The 19,002-nt window shown below is 65.4% G+C and carries 23 protein-coding genes; 13 read left to right on the forward strand and 10 right to left on the reverse strand.

The annotated features are described in order from the left end of the window. Window positions 1-35: 35 nt before the first annotated feature. The 4 genes from B0G81_RS06455 to B0G81_RS06470 form a co-directional block, all read right to left on the reverse strand. Window positions 36-572: a GNAT family protein gene (locus B0G81_RS06455; RefSeq protein ID WP_134133926.1), complete on the reverse strand. Its 537-nt coding sequence runs from the start codon at window positions 570-572 to the stop codon at window positions 36-38. Between the two features lie 73 nt (window positions 573-645). Next, window positions 646-1,512, reverse strand: coding sequence for a helix-turn-helix transcriptional regulator (locus B0G81_RS06460; RefSeq protein WP_243856370.1), 867 nt, complete (start codon window positions 1,510-1,512; stop codon window positions 646-648). 168 nt (window positions 1,513-1,680) lie between these two features. Then, entirely contained in the window at window positions 1,681-1,983 is a 303-nt protein-coding gene (locus B0G81_RS06465) for an addiction module antidote protein (protein ID WP_106277238.1), read from the reverse strand. Further along, window positions 1,980-2,351: a type II toxin-antitoxin system RelE/ParE family toxin gene (locus B0G81_RS06470; protein ID WP_134133928.1), complete on the reverse strand. Its 372-nt coding sequence runs from the start codon at window positions 2,349-2,351 to the stop codon at window positions 1,980-1,982. Before B0G81_RS06470 ends, B0G81_RS06465 begins: the two co-directional genes overlap by 4 nt. Window positions 2,352-2,627: 276 nt before the next feature. Here B0G81_RS06470 and B0G81_RS06475 point away from each other — a divergent pair, with 276 nt between their 5' ends. From B0G81_RS06475 to B0G81_RS06500, 6 genes are all read left to right on the forward strand, one after another. Continuing rightward, window positions 2,628-2,996 carry a nuclear transport factor 2 family protein gene (locus B0G81_RS06475; RefSeq protein WP_134133929.1) on the forward strand — a complete coding sequence of 123 codons (369 nt, stop codon included), beginning with the start codon at window positions 2,628-2,630 and terminating at the stop codon, window positions 2,994-2,996. A 25-nt stretch (window positions 2,997-3,021) separates the two neighbouring features. Next, window positions 3,022-3,447 (forward strand): hypothetical protein, encoded by a 426-nt coding sequence (locus B0G81_RS06480; protein WP_134133930.1) that lies wholly within the window; start codon window positions 3,022-3,024, stop codon window positions 3,445-3,447. Between the two features lie 96 nt (window positions 3,448-3,543). Then, window positions 3,544-4,008, forward strand: a complete 465-nt coding sequence (locus B0G81_RS06485; RefSeq protein WP_134133931.1) for an RbsD/FucU family protein — start codon at window positions 3,544-3,546, stop codon at window positions 4,006-4,008. 155 nt (window positions 4,009-4,163) lie between these two features. Further along, on the forward strand, window positions 4,164-4,571 hold the full coding sequence (locus tag B0G81_RS06490) for a VOC family protein (protein WP_116145663.1): 408 nt from the start codon (window positions 4,164-4,166) through the stop codon (window positions 4,569-4,571). 212 nt (window positions 4,572-4,783) lie between these two features. Next, a complete protein-coding gene (locus B0G81_RS06495) occupies window positions 4,784-5,215 on the forward strand; it encodes a DoxX family protein (protein WP_106277245.1) in 432 nt (143 codons plus the stop codon). Window positions 5,216-5,278: 63 nt separating this feature from the next. Beyond that, window positions 5,279-5,551 carry a hypothetical protein gene (locus B0G81_RS06500; protein WP_106277247.1) on the forward strand — a complete coding sequence of 91 codons (273 nt, stop codon included), beginning with the start codon at window positions 5,279-5,281 and terminating at the stop codon, window positions 5,549-5,551. A gap of 116 nt (window positions 5,552-5,667) precedes the next feature. Here the strand turns inward: B0G81_RS06500 and B0G81_RS06505 are convergent, their stop codons facing one another. Both B0G81_RS06505 and B0G81_RS06510 read right to left on the reverse strand, forming a co-directional pair. Beyond that, window positions 5,668-7,155, reverse strand: a complete 1,488-nt coding sequence (locus B0G81_RS06505; protein ID WP_134133932.1) for an MFS transporter — start codon at window positions 7,153-7,155, stop codon at window positions 5,668-5,670. Window positions 7,156-7,298: 143 nt separating this feature from the next. Further along, window positions 7,299-8,600, reverse strand: coding sequence for an MFS transporter (locus B0G81_RS06510; protein ID WP_134133933.1), 1,302 nt, complete (start codon window positions 8,598-8,600; stop codon window positions 7,299-7,301). Window positions 8,601-8,998: 398 nt separating this feature from the next. Between B0G81_RS06510 and B0G81_RS06515 the strand changes: the two genes are divergently transcribed. Continuing rightward, entirely contained in the window at window positions 8,999-9,739 is a 741-nt protein-coding gene (locus B0G81_RS06515; protein ID WP_106277253.1) for a response regulator transcription factor, read from the forward strand. 20 nt (window positions 9,740-9,759) lie between these two features. Here the strand turns inward: B0G81_RS06515 and B0G81_RS06520 are convergent, their stop codons facing one another. After that, the gene (locus B0G81_RS06520; protein WP_134133934.1) at window positions 9,760-10,665 is read right to left on the reverse strand and encodes a dihydrodipicolinate synthase family protein; all 906 of its coding nucleotides are present in this window, start codon (window positions 10,663-10,665) and stop codon (window positions 9,760-9,762) included. Window positions 10,666-11,014: 349 nt separating this feature from the next. Between B0G81_RS06520 and B0G81_RS06525 the strand changes: the two genes are divergently transcribed. The 6 genes from B0G81_RS06525 (at window position 11,015) to B0G81_RS06550 (ending at window position 15,878) form a co-directional block, all read left to right on the forward strand. Beyond that, window positions 11,015-11,971: a 4-hydroxyproline epimerase gene (locus B0G81_RS06525; protein WP_134133935.1), complete on the forward strand. Its 957-nt coding sequence runs from the start codon at window positions 11,015-11,017 to the stop codon at window positions 11,969-11,971. Then, on the forward strand, window positions 11,968-13,095 hold the full coding sequence (locus B0G81_RS06530; RefSeq protein ID WP_134133936.1) for an FAD-binding oxidoreductase: 1,128 nt from the start codon (window positions 11,968-11,970) through the stop codon (window positions 13,093-13,095). The genes B0G81_RS06525 and B0G81_RS06530 overlap by 4 nt, the downstream gene beginning before the upstream one ends. Continuing rightward, window positions 13,088-13,366 carry a 2Fe-2S iron-sulfur cluster-binding protein gene (locus B0G81_RS06535; protein WP_134133937.1) on the forward strand — a complete coding sequence of 93 codons (279 nt, stop codon included), beginning with the start codon at window positions 13,088-13,090 and terminating at the stop codon, window positions 13,364-13,366. Before B0G81_RS06530 ends, B0G81_RS06535 begins: the two co-directional genes overlap by 8 nt. Then, window positions 13,363-14,649, forward strand: coding sequence for an FAD-dependent oxidoreductase (locus B0G81_RS06540; protein WP_134133938.1), 1,287 nt, complete (start codon window positions 13,363-13,365; stop codon window positions 14,647-14,649). Before B0G81_RS06535 ends, B0G81_RS06540 begins: the two co-directional genes overlap by 4 nt. A 121-nt stretch (window positions 14,650-14,770) precedes the next feature. Further along, window positions 14,771-15,538 (forward strand): AraC family transcriptional regulator, encoded by a 768-nt coding sequence (locus tag B0G81_RS06545; protein ID WP_116145647.1) that lies wholly within the window; start codon window positions 14,771-14,773, stop codon window positions 15,536-15,538. Between the two features lie 10 nt (window positions 15,539-15,548). Beyond that, window positions 15,549-15,878, forward strand: coding sequence for a hypothetical protein (locus B0G81_RS06550; protein ID WP_106277267.1), 330 nt, complete (start codon window positions 15,549-15,551; stop codon window positions 15,876-15,878). Window positions 15,879-15,992: 114 nt separating this feature from the next. Here the strand turns inward: B0G81_RS06550 and B0G81_RS06555 are convergent, their stop codons facing one another. The 3 genes from B0G81_RS06555 to B0G81_RS06565 all read right to left on the reverse strand — a co-directional run bounded on the left by B0G81_RS06555 (window position 15,993) and on the right by B0G81_RS06565 (window position 18,805). Continuing rightward, window positions 15,993-16,253 (reverse strand): hypothetical protein, encoded by a 261-nt coding sequence (locus B0G81_RS06555; RefSeq protein ID WP_121309062.1) that lies wholly within the window; start codon window positions 16,251-16,253, stop codon window positions 15,993-15,995. Between the two features lie 144 nt (window positions 16,254-16,397). Beyond that, complete coding sequence (locus B0G81_RS06560; protein ID WP_106277271.1) at window positions 16,398-16,730, reverse strand: hypothetical protein; 333 nt, start codon at window positions 16,728-16,730, stop codon at window positions 16,398-16,400. A gap of 191 nt (window positions 16,731-16,921) precedes the next feature. Continuing rightward, window positions 16,922-18,805, reverse strand: a complete 1,884-nt coding sequence (locus B0G81_RS06565) for a sugar phosphate isomerase/epimerase and 4-hydroxyphenylpyruvate domain-containing protein (protein ID WP_134133939.1) — start codon at window positions 18,803-18,805, stop codon at window positions 16,922-16,924. Between the last annotated feature and the right edge of the window lie 197 nt (window positions 18,806-19,002).

The following is a 19,002-nucleotide window of genomic DNA, read 5'->3' on the forward strand; positions in this document are numbered from 1 at the left end:
GTAACGGGGTGCGACGTCTGACGCGCCAGTATCTATTAGATAAACAGCGCCATTAGATCGGCGTCATGAAACACGCCGCGGACATTCAGCGCGCCCACCTCGCAGCCAAATTTGCGAAAGCCGAGCGACTCATATAGTTTTCGCGCTGCCTCGTTACGGCTGCCGACGTGCAACTGAACTTGCCGCAAACCCTCCACGCGCGAGGCTCGCGTCAGCAATTCGTTGAGCAGCGCGCGCCCGACGCCGCGGCCCGCTGCTTCCGGCGCGACATACATGCCGATCAGGGCGGCTTTGTGCCGCTGCTTGTCGCCTGGATTGCGGATCAGGCCGACCACGCCGATCAACGGCGTTCCGGCCGATGCATAAGCGCCGAGCAAAAAATCACCTCCGGCCGCATGCGAGCCCTTCAGCATCGCGTCGTGTTGTGACGGACCTTTGGCGAGCGCTTCCTCGTAACTCTGGCCGAACGAATCGGGATGCGCCCTCAGTCCACGCAAGCGAAGCCGGAAATAGTCGTCGCGGTCGTCGGGACCGAGCTGGCGTACGAGTACGGCGTTGTCGTTCAAGTGCATCTCTCCGCGTCGATCTCGCGAGTGAAACGATAGGGGCTTAACGCTGCAGTGTGCCTCGTCTTCTACCGTCAGGCTATGGTTGACGGGTCGCCTCGGCGCGCTGGCTCTCGCCGAATTCGCGCAGTGCGGTCGCAGTTTGCTGATCGGCTGGAAAGAACGCTTCGATGGCGAGTTCCGAAAGAGTGACGTCGACCGGTGTGCCGAACACCGTGGTCGTGCTGAAAAACGACAGCACGCCGATCGGCGTGCGCAGCCGCAGCGGGACCGCAATCTGGTTGACGGCGGCATTGTCGTGCCCGGGCGCTTGCGCGTCCGGCGGCGCCGGATAGGCGGTCAGTTCGTCGCGCAGCGCGCTCAGCGTGCTGTCACCGCTCACCTCGATTTGCCGCTGCAACCGCGCCAGAATGTGCTCGCGCCAGGCGTGCCAATTGTCGATCGATGCAGCGATGCCCTCCGGATGCAAGCTCAGGCGCAGCGCATTGACCGGCGGCTTCAGCAATTCCGGGCTGGCGCCGGTCAGTAGAGGCGCGAGCGCGTTGTTCGCGGCAATGATGGTCCAGTGCCGGTCGATGGCGAGCGCCGGGTAGGGTTCGTGTCCCTTCAGCACCAACTCGACGGCCTCGCGCGCGGCGGCCAACTGCGGATCCGATAGCGGACGCTCGCGGAACAGCGGCGCATAACCGGCGGCGACCAGCAGCGCATTGCGCGCGCGTAGCGGTACGTCGAGCCGTTCGGCAAGATGCATGACCATTTCCCGGCTCGGCACCGCGCGACCCGATTCGACGAAGCTCAAGTGCCGGGTCGAAATATCGGCTTCAGCTGCGAGCAGCAATTGGCTCATTCTTCGCCGCTGGCGCCATTCACGCAGCAGATCGCCGACCGTGCGGCTGGCAGCCGATGCAGGCGACGGGACGGTTTGCGCAAGAGAGAGTGTGTTCATGCCACCGATGATAGCCAAACCGCGCTCGCCATCCATTACCTGAGAGGTAATGGAATACCCCGGAAACCACCCGGCGACGCCCTACGAACCTCCGGAAACGCGCCTGCCAGTGCAGCCAGTCCAATGCACTGACCGACCCCGCGAAAACGGTTGAACGCTAAGCGCGACTCAGGCCGCCGCCACGCCTTCCGGCACCACGTTGAGTTTGACGCCGAGCGCGCGCAGCAGCTTGAGCACCGTGTCGATACGCGGTTTGGATCCGGGCGCGAGTGTTTTGTAGAGGCTTTCGCGCCCGAGTCCGGCGTCTGCCGCAACCTTGGCGATGCCGCGCGCTTTGGCGATGTCGGCGATGGCGGCGAGCAGCACGTCGGCGTCGCCGTCTTCAAGCGCCGCGTTGAGATACTCGGCAATCGCTTCTTCGCTATCGAGGTAGTCCGACGCGTCGAACCGCGCGGTTTTGATTTTGCTCATGACAGTTCCTTTCTGATTGCTGACCACATTGTTTTGGCATGCTTGATATCTGCCGGCTGGGTGGACTTGGCGCCGCCACAGAGAAGCAGATACATCATGCGCCCTTCACGCGCGAAATAGATCCGATAGCCCGGCCCGCAGTCGATGCGCATCTCGGATACACCGTCTTCGAGCAATTTCACGTCGCCGAAATGCCCGCGTTCCGCACGCCGGATCCGCACGAGTATCTTTGCCCTCGCTCGTAAATCCGGGAGCTGTGCAAGCCATGCGTCGAATTCATCGGTGCGGTTGACCTCGTACACAGGTGGTGAACCGATCTGCTGAGCATTGTATCCTTGTGGATACGGTCTTGCAAGTGTGAAAACCATATTGAAGAGGGCCCCCCGTGTTCGTGTTCGTCGAATACATCACATGCCGCGCGTCTGTTCCGCGCGGCCTCATTCGCTACACGAGGTTAGCGGCTGCCGCCCGGGCTGGCGACTCGGCCGGATGGCCAATCCGATGGACGACGAAGCGCGCGCGAATGCTTACCTCCCACGTAATCGACGCAGCGCGCCCGAGCCGTCAATCTTCACTCCGAGCCCGCCGGCTACAACGTGTCTGCCGAGCGTAGTGCTCAGTCCTGCCAATCAAGGAGTCTGGAGATGAACGCGCATACCGATCTGATCGACCGTTATTTCGACGCATGGAACGAAACCGATGGCGCGCGCCGTCGCGAGTTGATCGCCGCGACATGGAGCACCGACGCCGACTATCGCGACCCGCTGCTGTCGGGCACCGGCCACGACGGCATCGACGCAATGATCCGCGCGGTGCAGGAGCGCTTTCCGCATCACACGTTTCGCCGCACGGGCCAGATCGACGGCTTTGCCGACCGGCTGCGTTTCTCGTGGGAGCTGACCACGCCCGCGGGCGACGCGATCGTGAAGGGATCCGACTTCGGCGTGATTGATCCGCATGGACGCTTGCAGGCCGTCACCGGCTTCCTCGACCAGGTGCCCGACGGCGTCTGACCACCACTTTTTTATGGAGACGATCATGCACGAGCCCGCTGCCGCCACGGCTCCCCAATCGGCCATCACGTTAGCGCGCCTGTCGGGCGCCCTCGATTCGCTGTCCAGCGCGGTCGCCGGTTTCGCGCTGCTCGCCGGAGCGCGCGTGTTCATGTTCATCGCGCTGCTGGGCTGGCGCGAGCCGGTGTTGGGCGGCGCGGGCCTCGTGCTGCTGGCGGTGGTCGGCTGGCTGCGCTGGCAGTGCGGTGGCGCCGCGACTTTGCCGGCCATACAGCGCGTTCGGCCTACCGCCCGCTCCGGCAAGGCGAGGTGCAGCCGCCACGCGCCACCTTCGAACAATGCCCGCGACGTTGCTTGCTACAATCGTCCGCTGGAATGCGATGCGTCGCGCGGACACGCTTTCGCCGAGCCGGGCGCCTGCTGCTTCGGCCCGGCTCGAACGCGGCTGTGAGCCGCCCGTTTCGCGCGACCGGCTCGCTCCGCGCGACCCGATAACCCACGTCCAAACCTCGGCGGTTAGCCGCCGACCGGACTACAAGGAGACACCGTGCTGAAGAATCTGGACCCGCTGCTGAACGCCGATATCCTGCATGCGCTGCGCGCGATGGGCCATGGCGACGAACTCGTCATCTGCGACGCCAATTTCCCCGGCGACTCGGTGGCGCGCGAAAGCGTGCTGGGCAAGGTGCTGCGCCTCGACGGCGTGAGCGCGCCGCGCGCGATTCGCGCGGTGCTGTCGGTGATGCCGCTGGACACGTTCATCGAGCATCCCGCGTCGCGCATGGAAGTGGTGGGCGAGCCGCACACGATTCCGGCCGTGCAGCGCGAGGCGCAGGCTGAGATCAACGGCGCGGAAGGGCGCGACGTGCCGTTCGCGTCGATCGAACGGTTTGCATTTTATGAACGGGCGCGTAAAGCGTACTGCGTGATCGCGACCGGTGAAGAGCGCGGCTATGGTTGCTTCGTCTTCACGAAGGGCGTTCTGCTCGCGCCCGACGCGCCTCAGTCGTAACCTTCGCCAACGCCATTGCGGCGCAAAGCCATGAGCGCGACGCCCCGGCCGCCGCACGCGAACCTCGCGCACGTGCTAATTTTTCGTCTGGCCGCTGGCGGCGGGTCGAACTGGTCCGTCACGGCGCCTCGCCCTACATCACGGTGACGGAAACCATGAGCTTCTCGATAGACACTCTCGATCATCTCGTTCTGAACGTCGCCGATGTGGAAGTCAGCGCGGCGTGGTACGCACGTATGCTCGGCATGCGGCGCACCGAGTTCGCGTCGCGCACCGGCACGCGGGTGGCGATGTTCTACGGCAATCAGAAGATCAATCTGCGTCCCGTGACCGCCGACACCGTCGCGTGGTTCACTAGCCGCGAGCCGGTGCCCGGCAGCGCCGATCTGTGCTTCATCACGACCACGAGCCCGGCCGAGGTCAAGGCGCATTGGCTTGCGCAAGGCGTCGAAATCGAAGCCGGTCCGGTGGAGCGCGACGGCGCGCGCGGCAAGATGACCTCGGTGTATTGCCGCGATCCGGACGGCAATCTGATCGAAGTCGCAACCTATCCTCAAGCATAAATACGGCGGTGATTCCGCCGTCGGCACTTGCCGTGGCCGCTACCGGGCGGGCCGCACGGACGCTTTTTCCATTCCCGGCATGCCGCGGGTTGCGTGCTGCTCGTCCTTGTCCGTGCTAGGAAAAGGCGGGCAAACTCCCTATTGTCCGGTGCAAAGTGGGGAACTGCGGGCTGCTGGCCGGGTCTGCTGCTTATTCATTACTGGAGTCCCTCATGTCGCGTCCCGTCGATTCCGGCGTTATCCTCATCGCTCGTATTGCGCTTGCTGTGCTGTTCCTGTGGGGCGGTGTGATGAAACTGCTGGGCTATGCGGGCTTTGTCGGATACCTGCATTCGAAGGGCGTGCCGTTCGTGCAGATCGCCGCGCCGATCGCAACGGCGGTCGAGGCGCTCGGCGGTCTGTTGCTGATCCTCGGCTTCAAGGTGCGCCCGCTCGCGCTGATCATGGCGGTGTACACGGTGGCGACGGCGGTACTGGGCCACGATTTCTGGAATGTCACCGACGCCGCCTTGCAACGCGACATGGTCATTCATTTCTGGAAGAACATCGGCATTGCCGGCGGCTTCCTGCTGCTGTTCGTGACGGGCGCGGGACGTCTTAGCATCGACGGTGCGCGAGCGCCGCGCGGCGGACTCGGCCTTTGACGCGCAGCTGAGGTAGCCTGTGCGGACCGCTTTCGATTTCGGCTGTAACCAAGGGAGCAAATAATGATTCAGAGTTTTGAGCAAACCATCGGCGGCAAGGTCACGCAATTGTGCGCGAGTCTTGGTGAAGGGCCTACGCCGCATCGGGTGATTATCAGCCTGGCTGATTCGGCGAAGACGCTGGTGGTTCTGGACGCGTCCGGGTTCATCAGCACGATCAAGGCCGAGATCGAGGAACCGGAGAAGCTGATCGCCGACGCTATCGCCAAAGCGCAGAACGAAGGGCTGATCGAACGCGCCATCGACACCGGCACGATTCAGGAAGCGTCGCTGTAGGCCGGAACGCGGCGTCGCGAACTAGCCGGCAGGCGTCGAACCGCCGGTAACGACCCCCGCCATGCGCGAGCATCGCGGGGGTCGTTTTTTGCACACGATCCTGACGGGCGACACCCTCAGCGCGAGTCGCCGACCCGTTCGCGACCTGCATGGCGATGCGCGGCATCAGACGCGTGCGGCTGCGGGTGCACGAAACAACTCAGCGCGCCGCCGATCACCAGCAAGCCCACCGACACGGCGGTCGCCGCCCGCATGCCCGAGACGATCTGCGAGGCGGCCGCGCCGCTCGCCAACGCGCCGAAAGCCGCCACGCCGACCGCGCCTCCTGCCTGCCGCGCCGTATTCAATACGGCGGACGCCGTGCCGGCGCGTGGCGCGTCCGTGGAGGCGAGCACGGCGGTGGTCATCGCGGGAACCGCCAGGCCCATGCCCGACGGAATCAGCAGGAACGGCAGCAGCAGGCCGATGAGCGGCGTGCCGGCATCGACGAAATGCAGCAGGCCATAGCCGAGGCCGGCGGTGATCGCGCCCGCGATCATCGGCACCCGCACGCCGAAGCGGCCGACCACCCAGCCGCTCGCCACATTCGACGGCAAAAAACCGCCCGTCAACGGCAGGAACGCGAGGCCCGCCTGCAACGGCGTATAGCCGCGCACGCGCTGCAAGTACAGGCTCAGCACGAACACCATGCCGTAGTAAGTGAGATTCACGCAGATGCCGAACAGCACCGCCACACTGAAGGAGCGCTTGCTGAAAAGCGAGAGCGGCAGCATCGGCGCCGCGACGCGCGATTCCACCACGACAAAGGCGCTCGCTGCGAGCAGCGCGAGCACGAAACCGCCGGCCACGAGCGGGTGGCCGAAACCTGGCGGCCGCCATTCGATCACGGGGGCGACGAACGCGGTCAACGCGACGATGGCAAGACACTGGCCGCCCAGGTCGATGCCGCGCGGCTTCGTGCCGGAGGCAGGCGCCGCAGGCGATTGCTGCGGGCCGCGACGCGTCGCGGCTTCGGGCCGTGGCACCCACAGCAAGGTCGCCAGGAAGCCGGCGGCGCAAATCGGCAGATTGACGAGAAAGATGCTGCGCCAGTCGAACGCCGCGATCAGCAGGCCGCCGGCCACCGGCCCCGCCGCGATCGCGATCGCGCCCGCCGCGGTCCACAGACCGACCGCGCGAGCCCGCAGTTTGGGATCGTGTCCGTGCGCTCGATTGAGCAGCGCCAGCGAGTTTGGCAGCATGGCGGCGGCGCCGACGCCTTGCACCGCCCGCGCCGCAATCAGCATGGTCGCGTCGAGCGCAAAGCCGCAGGCGAGCGACGCGAGCGCGAACAGCACGATGCCGGCCGCGTACAGGCGCCGCGCCCCGAAACGGTCGCCGAGCGCGCCGGCGGACAGCATCAGCACGGCGAACGCGAGCGTGTAGGCGTCGACGACCCATTGCAGGTCCGCGACATTCGCATGCAGATCCGCGCCGATTCGCGGCAGCGCGATGTTGACGATGGTCACGTCGAGTTGCGTGACGACGAAGCCGACGCTGACCGTCGCGAGGACGCGGCCGAGTGCGGACGAGTGGGGGGAATTCGGTGAGTTCATGCGACACATCGTAGGTCCGATGCAGCGCACCATGTTTCGGCGCGGCGTGAAGTGTGGATGTCGCGCGCCCGAGCAGGGCGTCGAACCCGATGATGCAAACAAAAACGGCGCACCGTTGCGGCACGCCGTCGCTGCAAAGCACAAGCAGCCGATCAGTGTTTCTGCGGCGCGTCCTTGATGAACAGCGTGGTCAGTGCCCCGAGAATGCAGATCGCGCCGACGTACATCGGAGCGGCCATCGGGTTCGACTTCATCATCAGCGACACGGCGACCGGCGTGAGCCCGCCGAATATGGCGTACGCCACGTTGTACGAGAACGAAATCCCCGAGAAACGCACCACTGGCGGAAACGCCTTGACCATCACGAAAGGAATCGCGCCGATCACGCCGACGAACAGGCCCGCGACCGCGTACAGCGGCACCAGCGTGGAGGTGTCGACGGCGAGTTGCTGGAACATCACGTAGTACGTCACCGCCAGCGCCAGGCCGCCGATGAAAATCGTGCGCCCCGCGCCGATGCGGCCGGCAATCGAACCCGCCATGACGCAACCGATCGTCAGGCACAGCGTGGCCACGCAGTTCGCCAGCAACGCCGTGGCCGGCGCGATGTGGAACTGCTTTTGCAGCAGCGTCGGCGTCATCAGGATCACGACGACGATCGCGGCCGAGAGCATCCACGTAAGCAGCATCGAGACGATCACGGCGCGGCCGTGGTCGCGCAGCACGGCCTTGAGCGGCACTTCCGCCGCAATTGCCTTGCGCTGCTTGAGTTCGGCGAACACCGGCGTTTCATGCAGCCAGCGGCGCAGATACACCGAGAACATGCCGAACACGCCACCGACCAGGAACGGGATGCGCCACGCGAACGCGGAGATTTCCGCCGGCGCGAAGTTGCGGTTCACTGCCGAGGCGATCAGCGAGCCCAGCAGAATGCCCGCGGTCAGGCCGGCCGTGAGCGTGCCGCACGCGTAGCCGATGTGCCGCTGCGGCACATGCTCCGAGACGAACACCCAGGCGCCCGGCACTTCGCCGCCGACCGCCGCGCCTTGCATCACGCGGAACAGGAGCAGCAGGACCGGCGCCAGCACGCCGATGCTGGTGTAGGTGGGCAGCAGGCCCATCATCAGCGTCGGCACCGACATGAGCAGCACGCTCAGCGTGAACATGCGCTTGCGGCCGAACAGGTCGCCGAAATGCGCCATGATGATGCCGCCCAGCGGCCGCGCCAGATAGCCCGCGGCGAAGATGCCGAAGGTTTGCACCTGCCGCAGCCAGTCCGGCATTGCCGCCGGGAAGAATAGCTGGCCGATCGCTGGCGCGAAAAATACGAAGATGATGAAGTCGTAGAACTCCAGCGCCCCGCCAAGGGCGGCGAGGCCGAGCGTCTTGTAATCGCTGCGCCCAAGAGGGCGTGGGGTGACAGCCTGCGCTCCACCCAGATTTGTCGCTTGCATTGCTTATGTCATGTTTTGAATTGGGAGCCACACGTAGCGCGTGGAAATACGGCGGTCGTCGGGCGAGAAGTGTGGCAAGCGCTGGGTAGAGCACGGAACACCGGCGCGCCGGCCCGGGTAGGGCAAGCGCGTTGACGACTGGGGCCAGGCGGGATTTTACAGGATGAAAGCCGATTGCTTCGGGAAGTGCTTAATTCGATTGGGAAAAGTTCCCTCGAACGTGCTTTCTGGCGGCAACTGCGACGATGGTGCGCTGAGGACTTGTCACTAGAGAATGTAGGAATACGGAGCGTGCGCTGTCCGGCCAGATCGATTCATATGTAAATTAGGATTGCTCCTATGGGATGGAATGGGCCCGCCTCTGAGAATCGCGTCCGAGCCATCTTACGAGTCATCCCATGCGTATTGCCATTCTCCAGCGCGACCTGGTCATGCGTCAGTCGATCGAAAAGGTCCTGACGAGCACCGGTCATTCCTGCACGACCTTTGACGACGGGCTGAGCATGTCGAGAACGCTCGCGCGTTCCACGGTCGATCTGCTGGTGCTCGATTGGCAGGGCCTGCGCCTGTCCGGCGCCGAGGTTTTGCGCGCGGCGCGCGCCGTGGGCGGCGACCGTCTGCCGGTCATATTCGCATCGGCGGACACGGCGGAGGAGAACATCGTGCGCGCGTTCGTCGCCGGCGCGGACGACTATGTCGCGTTGCCGCTGCGCGCAGCCGAGTTTCGCGAGCGGGTCACGGCGCTGCTGCGGCGGGCGTATCCGGACCGGTTCAGTTCCGCCAGTTTCGATGCCGGTCCATACCACTTCGACACGCATCGTCAACTCGTCATGCTGCGCGGCCAACCGGTCCAACTGTCCGGCACGCAGTACCGGCTGGCGTCGCTGTTCTTCTCCAACATCGGCCGTGTGCTGTCGCGCGATCACATCTTCGCAATGGTGTGGGGTCGCGAGTTCCGCGAATTCACCCGCACCATCGACAGTCACGTTTCGCGGCTGCGCCTCCTGCTCGAGATCGAGCCGCAGAACGAATTCCGGCTGCAACCGGTTTATAAAAGCGGCTACCGGCTGCTGCATCTGCGCCAGGGTGCGGCCGCCGTTGTCGATGCGGATATCGACGTCGAGAAACAGGCGGCCTGACGCCAGCGAGCCGCGCCGGATCAAATCTGCGGCAGCGCGGGCCGCGTTTCGATTGACTTGCGAATCAAGGCTTCGACCGCCTTGCGTTCGTCGCCGGCGAGCGGCAGACGGGGCGGGCGCACCGGCTCCGTGCCGAGTCCGACGATCGCTTCGGCAAGCTTGATGTTCTGCACCAGCTTCGCCGACACGTCGAGCGCGAGCAGCGGTGCAAACCAGCGGTAGATTGCCCGCGCTTCCTCCAGGCGTCCCGCCTTCAGCAACTTGTAGATCACCACCGTCTCACGCGGAAACGCGCACACGAGACCGGCCACCCAACCGTGCGCGCCCATCAGGATCGCTTCCATTGCGAGATTGTCGACGCCGCAAAGAATCGCGAAACGGTCGCCGACGGCGTTGATCAGGTCGGTCACGCGCCGCACGTCGCCACATGATTCCTTGATCGCGACGACCTTCTTCTCGTCGGCGATTTCCGCGAACATGTCGGGCGTCATGTCGACGCCGTAGGCGAGCGGATTGTTGTAGATCATCAGCGGCAGGGCGCTCGCGTCGGCGACGCTGCGGAAATGATGCAGCGTCTCGCGGCGGTCCGACAGGTAACGCAGCCCCGGCAGCACCATGTAACCGGCCGCGCCATGACGGCTGCCCGCTTCGGCCTGACGGCAGGCGTCGAGCGTGCTGTTTTCGGCGATTGTCAGCAGGACCGGCACGCGGCCGCGCGAAGCCTCGACGGCGATGTCGAGCACTTGCAGCTTTTCATCCAGCGAGAGCGTCGACGCTTCGCCCAGCGATCCGCACACGATGATGCCGTCCACACCGGCGTCGATCTGCGCCTCGATATTCTTGCCGGTCCATACGCGGTCTATGCTGAAATCCGCGTTGAATTTGGTGGTGACTGCGGGCAATACACCTTCCCAGATATGCGCCACGACTGCTCTCCTGACTGTTGATGTGTTCAGCGCAGTGTAAGCAGGGAAAATCCTGCCGTCTTGCGTGAATCGCGCGTGGCGAATGACGATTTCAGCATAGTCGACCTCCATGGAGAGTCGCCGGATCAAGGCGCGTGGCTCAATTCGGGATGCAAAGGCGAGGCGCGTTGAAAGCGTGTAGCCGGCGTGATGCTGGGTGCGCCGAGCCGCGCCCGTTGCACGTCCGGCACACGCGCTCAAGCGCCGATAGCGAGATAGAGCAAAGTCGCCACGGCATCGCGTAGTTATGCCGAAATCGTCACAATCCACGCGTAAGCACACCAAGACTCGCCCGGCCGCGGTTTCTAACATGAGCATCATGAAAACCTTGGACATCATCGACTCGCACACCGGCGGTGAACCGACCCGCCTCGTGGTATCGGGCGGCCCGAATCTCGGCGGCGGCACACTGGCGCAACGGCTCGACGTGTTCCGTACGCAGTTCGACGACTGGCGCGCGGGCATCGCGACTGAACCGCGCGGCTCGGACGTCGTAGTGGGCGCGCTGCTCTGCGAGCCGGACGACCCTTCGTGCGCGGCCGGCGTGATCTTTTTCAACAACGTCGGCTATCTCGGCATGTGCGGGCACGGCACGATCGGTCTCGTCGTCTCGCTGGCGCACCTGGGGCGGATCGGGCCGGGGCGCCATCTGATCGAAACGCCGGTCGGCATCGTCGAAGCGACGCTCAATGAGGACGGCAGCGTCGCCGTGCGCAATGTGCCGGCGTATCGCTATCGCGCGTCCGTGCAGGTGGACGTGCCGGGTCACGGCGTGTTGACCGGCGACATCGGCTGGGGCGGCAACTGGTTCTTTCTCGTCGCCGACCACGGGCGCGCCTTGGAGGCGTCGCGGATCGGTGAATTGACCGCGTTCAGCGGCGCGATTCGCGACGCGCTGATCGCGCAGCACATCACCGGCGCGGATGGCGCGTTGATCGACCACATCGAACTCTTCGGACCCGGTTCGCGCGATGGCATCGACAGCCGCAGCTTCGTGCTTTGTCCCGGCAGCGCGTACGACCGCTCGCCGTGCGGCACCGGCACGAGCGCCAAAGTGGCCTGCCTCGCGGCCGACGGCAAGCTGGCCGAAGACGCGGTGTGGCGGCAGGAGAGCATCATCGGCAGCGTGTTCGAGGCGAGCTATCGCCATGCCGGCGACGGCGTTCACGTGATTCCCACGATCACCGGTCACGCGTACGTCACGGCAGAGGCGCGCCTCTGCTTCGACGAGCGCGATCCGTTCGCCTGTGGCATCCGCACGGCATGACGGCGGACGCGCTGATCGTCGGGGCGGGCATTGTCGGCGCGGCGTGCGCGGCCGAACTGGCGGCGCTCGGCATGCGGGTCGAGGTGCTCGACGCGCAGGGCGTCGGGGGCGGCGCGACGGCGGCGGGCATGGGCCATATTGTCGTGATGAACGACTCGCCGGCCGAATTTGCGTTGAGCCGCTATTCACGAGACTTGTGGCTGGAACTCGCGCCGCAACTGCGTACGCGCGACGCGTTCGCGCGCTGCGGCACGCTCTGGGTCGCAGCCGACGAAGAAGAGTGGCAGGCCGCCCGCGCGATGCATGCCGCGTTCGAGGCTCAAGGCATTGCCGCGCAATTGCTCGACGCGCCCGCGTTGCGGATTTGCGAGCCGGCGCTGGCGGCGTCGATGACGGGCGGTTTGCGAATCGAGCACGACAGCATCGTGTATGCGCCGACCGTCGCGGAATGGCTGCTGACGCGGTCGCCGGGCGCGGCGAACATCCATGTGCGTTTGGGCGCCGCGGTGGCGTCGGTCAGCGCGAGCGGCGTCGCGCTTGCGGATGGCGAGCACGTTGGCGCGGCCCACGTCATCGTGGCCAATGGTTTGGAGGGGCGGCAATTGGTGGCGTCGCTGCCGTTGCGGCCGAAGAAGGGCCACCTGCTGATCACCGACCGCTATCCCGGACTGATCCGGCATCAACTGCTCGAACTCGGGTACATCAAGAGCGCGCATCACGCGCTCGGCACCTCGGTGGCGTTTAACGCGCAGCCGCGGCCCACGGGTCAATTGCTGATCGGCTCGTCGCGCCAGTTCGACACCACCGATCCCGCCGTCGAGATGCCCGTGCTCGCGCAGATGCTGCAGCGCGTCGCCTGCTATCTCCCGGCACTGCCGACGCTCAACGGCATTCGCGCATGGACCGGGTTTCGCGCGGCCTCGCCGGACGGCCTGCCGCTGATCGGTCCGGCCGGCGAATTCGCTCCCGGCGTCTGGCTTGCCACCGGCCACGAGGGTTTGGGCGTGACGACCTCGCTTGCCACCGCGAAGCTGCTTGCCGCGCAGATCGCAGGGACCGTTGCGCCGATTCCTGTCGAGCCTTATCTGCCCGTTCGTTTTGTCGAGAAGGTCATTCATGCGTAATGCGAGCGCCGAAGCACGTGTGAGTTTGACGATCGACGGCAACCGTATCGACGTCGCGGCCGGCACGACTGTGGCCGCGGCGCTCGCGTTGGCGGGCGTGCGCGGCACGCGGACCTCGGTGACCGGCCAGCCTCGCGCCGCGCTGTGCGGCATGGGCGTATGCCAGGAGTGTCGCGTGACGATCGACGGCCGGCCGCATGCGCTGGCGTGTCAGACACTGTGCCGCGAAGGCCAGATCGTTCTCACCCGGAACGCGGCGGGCGCGCGATGAGCTACCGGTACGACATTGTCATCGTCGGCGCCGGACCCGCTGGTTTGAACGCCGCGTCCGCCGCTGCGCGCGCGGGCGCTACGGTTGCGCTCCTCGACGACAATCCACGCGCGGGCGGCCAGATCTGGCGTCAAGGTCCGGGCCACACGCCACAGGCGCCGCTGCGCGACCTCCTCACTGCGATCAACGGGCAAAGCGCCATCACGCACTGGCCGTCGACTCGTGTGATCGCGCCGCTGGGTCCACGCGGCTTGCTGCTCGAATCGGCGGAATGCGGCGGTGCGTGTGTCAGCTATGAGCGCCTGATTCTCGCGACCGGCGCACGTGAACGGCTTCTGCCGTTCGCCGGCTGGACCTTGCCCGGCGTGACCGGCGCTGGCGCACTGCAGGCGCTCATCAAAGGCGGCGTGCCGGTGCGTGGCGAGCGGATCGTGATCGCCGGCAGCGGACCTTTGCTGATCGCGGCGCTCGCCACCGCGCGTGCGGCCGGGGCTCAGGTGGTGGCGGTGGTGGAACAGGCTTCGGCGTTCGACGTCGCGCGTTTCGGCATCTCGCTGCTGGCCACGCCCGGCAAGTTGCGGCAAGCCGTCGGCATGACGCGCGGGTTCGCGGGCCTGCGTTACTGGACCGGCAGCATCGTGGAAGAGGCGCGGGGCGATGGCCGCGTCGAGCAGGTCACCATCCGGCGCGGCCGCGAAGCGAGGCGCGTCGTGCTCGACTGCGACCGCGTCGCCAGCGGTTATGGACTCGTGCCGAACATCACGCTGGCTCAGGCGCTCGGTTGCGCGATCAGTGAAGCGGGCGAGATCGTTGTCGACGACGATCAACGCACGTCTGTCGAAGGCGTGCTGGCGGCGGGCGAATGCACCGGCGTCGGCGGCGCGGAACTGGCCGGCGTGGAGGGCGAGATTGCCGGCCTCGCCGCAAGTGGCGCTGCCGAAGGCCGTGCCGCGCTCGACGCGCAACGCGAGCGCTGGCGCCGGTTCGGCCGCCGCGTCGAAACCGCCTTCGCCCTGCGGGACGCCGCGCGCGCACCGCCCGCCGATGCCACGCTGCTTTGCCGCTGCGAGGACGTAAGTATCGGCGAGGTGCGCGCCTTCGCCAGTTGGCGCGAGGCCAAGCTGCACACCCGCTGCGGCATGGGCGCCTGCCAGGGACGAATCTGCGGCACGGCCGCGAACCTGTACTTCGGCTGGCAGTCCGGCGCGCCGCGTCCGCCTTTCAGTCCGGCGCAAATCGGCACGTTGATGGCGGCTGCGGCGGAGCCGCCCCGGCTTGACTGACCCGCTTGACTAACCCATTTGCCCGCACGCCGGCGGATATTGTCGGCGGCGGAGCGGCCCTATAATCGACCGCACGTCGCCCGACTGCCCCCTCAACGCACGGACCAACGGAACCCGCACGATGAACACGCTGGCTGATCCGCTCGAACCGGACGACGCAACGCTGTCCGGCATGCTGTCGCACTTCAGGCTGCTCGAGCCGGTGTTCGACGCGATGCCGGACGTCGTGTTCTTCGTCAAGGACGCCGAGGCGCGCTACGCGCTGGTCAACCGCACGCTCGCGTCGCGCTGCGGCTTCAAGGAAAAGTCCGCGCTGCTCGGCCGGACCGCCGAGGACGTGTTCCCGCGCCGTTTCGGACGCATTTACACGGCACAAGACAAGGCGATCATCAACGTCGGCAACCAGATGATCGATCAACTGGAACTGCATCTGTATCCCGGCCGCCAGCCGGGCTGGTGTCTGACCTGCAAACAGCCGCTGCGCGATCCCGCCGGCAAGGTGGTCGGCCTCGCTGGCATTTCCCGCGATCTGAAAGCGGACGAGAGCAGCCATCCGGCCTACAGCCGCCTTGCCGCGGTCGTGCAGTCCATCCAGGAAAATTACGTCCAGCCTTTGAATCTGAAGCAACTCGCGGCGATGGCGGATATGTCGGTCGCGCAACTGGAGCGCTATTTTCACAAGGTGTTTCATCTGACGCCGCGTCAGGTGCTGCTGAAAACCCGGCTGGACGCCGCCACGGCGCTGCTGGTCTCGCATGACAAGGTCACCGACGTCGCCGCGCTATGCGGCTACACCGACCACAGCGCGTTCACGCGGCAGTTCAAGGCGACCGTCGGCATCACGCCGACCGAATACCGCATGCTGCTGCACGGTACTTCGCGGAGCTGAAGCGCTGCACATGGCTCGTCGCAGGCATCATTACTACGTCTACGTCGTCGCGCTGGACGACAAGGTCTGGAACGAGGCGCGGTTTCGCCGTGCGAATCCGGACTACCGGTTCGACAAGCCTTGCGTATATGTGGGAATGACGGGACTGGACCCGGATCTGCGCTTCGACCGGCATAAGGCCGGCATTCAGGCCAATCGCTATGTGCGCGATTACGGCTTGCGGCTCGTGCCCGAACTCTATGAGGTGTTCAATCCCATGCCTTACCGCGGCGCCCAGGACATGGAAGTGGAATTGGCGATTGGACTGCGTGAAGCGGGGTACGGCGTGTGGCAGGCATAGGCCGGGTGACGCGGCTGTGGCGTTCGTCGCTAGCTCTGAGCGGCGTTCGGCTGGACGAAAGGGCGCGGCCCTTCGCTGTACGCGCGTGTCTTCGAACTCGAATATGAGCGCGCGTTACTTCACGCCGAGGCCACGCAGCACGGCGTTGCCTTCGGGCGTCAAGCGGATACGCGAGGCGCCGGCGTCGCCGGAAATCGTTTCGATCAGACCGGCTTCGTGAAGCTGCGGAATCTCGGGTTTCGCAGATGCGTCGATCGGCGCGTGCAGCAACAGCAGCAGCGTCGCCAGCTCGTGGTGGCTCAACAGGCGGCGCAGGATGGTGGGCCGCTTGGCCGGCGGTGGTGCGTCGTTCGTGTCGTGATCAGGCTGGTTCATGGGTAGCACCTGTGCGGGTAAGTGTCGGGTGGATGATGCGGACGAAGTCTTAAACGATTCTTAAGAGACCATTGTCCTGTAACACCGTGACATGATGATTGCACCGGCCCATGTTACCGATTGTGACACTTACGCCGACAACCCCTACGGGGCGCAGGTTTTACCCGCTGATTCGATCCACAGGTTGCTCACATGGCGCTTGCCCGCATAGAAACGGTAAGTCGTGGCGCCGTTGTCGCTGCGCACCTTGACGATATTCGAATCGCCGAAGTCGAGCATCTGGCCTTGCGGGATCGCGGTGGACTTGAACGCGGCGTCGTGGCTGGTGGCCAGCTGCGTCAGGCACGCGACCACGTCGTTGACTGAGCGCTGCGTGGTGGTGTCCGTGACCGGCTCGCCGGCATCCGGATTCTTCTGGAAGTACGCGCAAGCGCTGAGGAGCAGGGGAACTGACAGGACTACGGCAAACTTCTTCATATCTCTCCTGACGTTACGTTCGGCCGACACAGGCGCACGTGGCGGCGCTTCTGGCGCAACCGCACGGCATCGACCGCGAAATCAGGCGCCATTATATCGGTGCGGCGCGGCTCCCCCGCCCATGACGCACGCGCCGTGCCCGCCGGGCCGGAACCGCCGGGCCTGAATTCGCTGCCTGATGCGCTCAAAGCCTACTTGCGCCGCTGCGCCTGCGCGGCGAGCCGCACGGCGGCATTGGCCGCGCCGTAGCCATCGTAGCCGCCGCGCCGCTCGACGATCTCCATGAAGAAGCGCTGGTCGAGCTGCTCCGTGTAAGCATGGAAAAACTCGCCGCCGCGCTCGTCGCGGTCGTACAGGATGTTATTGGCCCGCAGTGCGTCCAGCGTCTCGTCCGGCAGCGCGTAGCGGGCGGCCAGATCTTCGTAGTAATTGCGCGGGATGCGCAGCACCGGCAAGCCGTCCGCGACGAACTCGGGAATCGCGCTGAAAATGTCGCTGGTACTGAAGGCGACGTGGTTCAGCCCCGAGCCGTGATAGGTGTGCAATGCCTCGGCCACCGCCGTGTGATGGTCCACGGAGGCATTCAGCACGATACGCACCGAACCGTCGTGGCTGCGCAGCGCGCGGCTGCGCACGAGGCCGTACGGATCGGGCACCAGCACACCGGGCTCGGCCTGGAAGCCCAAGGCAGTGCGTAGAAACAGCACCCACGTATCCAGCGAATTGGCCGGCACCGACAGGCACACATGGTCGATGCGGCTCAGCGGCCCCACTTCGCTCGGGCCGTTGATGTCGGTGAGGACGAAATCGGCCTCGAATAAGGTGGGCAGGTCCGGGGTTTCGTCGACGAAATAGTTGAGGCTGCTGTCCGGCGCCTGCACGGCGGGCAGCACGCGCTCGTGCGGGCCGATTTGCCCGGAGAACGGCGCATAGCCGAAGCCGGCGGCGCGCTCGAACGCCTGATTGGCGTCGTCCACGCGAAATGCCGACGCGCACAGCGACAAGCCGTGCTGCTGGAAGAACGCGTTGGCGAACGAATCCGGCTCGGCGTTCAGCACGATCGAGGCCGCGCCGTGCTGATACAGCGTGACTTCCTTCGAACGATGCCGGCCCGCTTCGCGAAAGCGCAGCTTGCCGAGCCAGTCGACGAGTTGCGCGCGCGTGCCGTGGTCCACCGCGAACTCCAGGAACTGATAGCCGACGTGCGCGGGCGCCGCGGGCGAGCGGTACAGGTCGCCGACCGGCTGTTGCGTGCTTTCGAGCAGCGCGCGCGTCTGTTCCTCCAGAAAGAGTAGCGAGCGATGACCGTCGGCGGCTGTGATGGTGGTCGGCGCGGCACGAAAGCCGTCGTTGAAAATTTCCAGCGAAAGCGGCCCGCTGTAGCCGGTTTTGACGACCTGCGCTGTGAAATTGGCCAGATCGAAATCGCCCTGGCCCGGGAAGCAGCGGTAGTGGCGGCTCCATTCGAGCACGTCCATGGCGAGCTTCGGCGCGTCGGCGATCTGCACGAAGGCGATGCGATCGCCTGGAATGTCGGCGATCGCGTCTGGCGTGTCGTTCAACGACAGCGTATGGAAGCTGTCGAGCACGAGCCCGAGATTGGGATGATTGACGGCGTTCACCAGCTTCCACGCGTGCCGGTAAGTCTTGACGTGCTTGCCCCACGCAAGCGCTTCATAGCCCGCGATCACGCCGGCCGCCTCCGCCGCGCGGGCCAGCGCGCCGAGCTGATCGATCATCAGCGCGTCGTCGCCGATGGTGTCGGGCGAAACGTTGCTGCACACCAGAATTCGGTCCGTGCCCAGTTCATGCATGACGTCGAACTTGCGCTTCGCGCGGTCGAGATTGCGCTCGAGGCGCTCGGGGCTGACACCGTCGAAATCGCGGAAGGGCTGAAACAGCATGATTGTCAGCCCGAGATCTTCGGCGATGCGCCGCACGTCGGCAGGCGAGCCGTCGAAATACAGCAAATCGTTCTCGAAAATCTCGACGCCTTCGAAGCCCGCCGCCTGGATCGCGGTCAGCTTCTCGACAAGGGTTCCGCTGATCGACACGGTGGCAATCGAACGTTGCATGAACGGCTCCTGCTAAAACAATCGAACGGCTGTTGAATTGTCGCGCAACCGGGCGCGACGCTCGCATGTCCGGCGGCGGCCATGCTGCAATGCGGAAAATGGACCAGTTCGTTACACGGCTCAGCAAAACGCAAGCCACAAACTCCCACACTAACCGAAGTCATCGGCAGTTTATACAAACTAACTAGATGGTACAA

The sequence above is a fragment of the Paraburkholderia sp. BL6665CI2N2 genome (genome assembly GCF_004366535.1).
Taxonomy (GTDB): domain Bacteria; phylum Pseudomonadota; class Gammaproteobacteria; order Burkholderiales; family Burkholderiaceae; genus Paraburkholderia.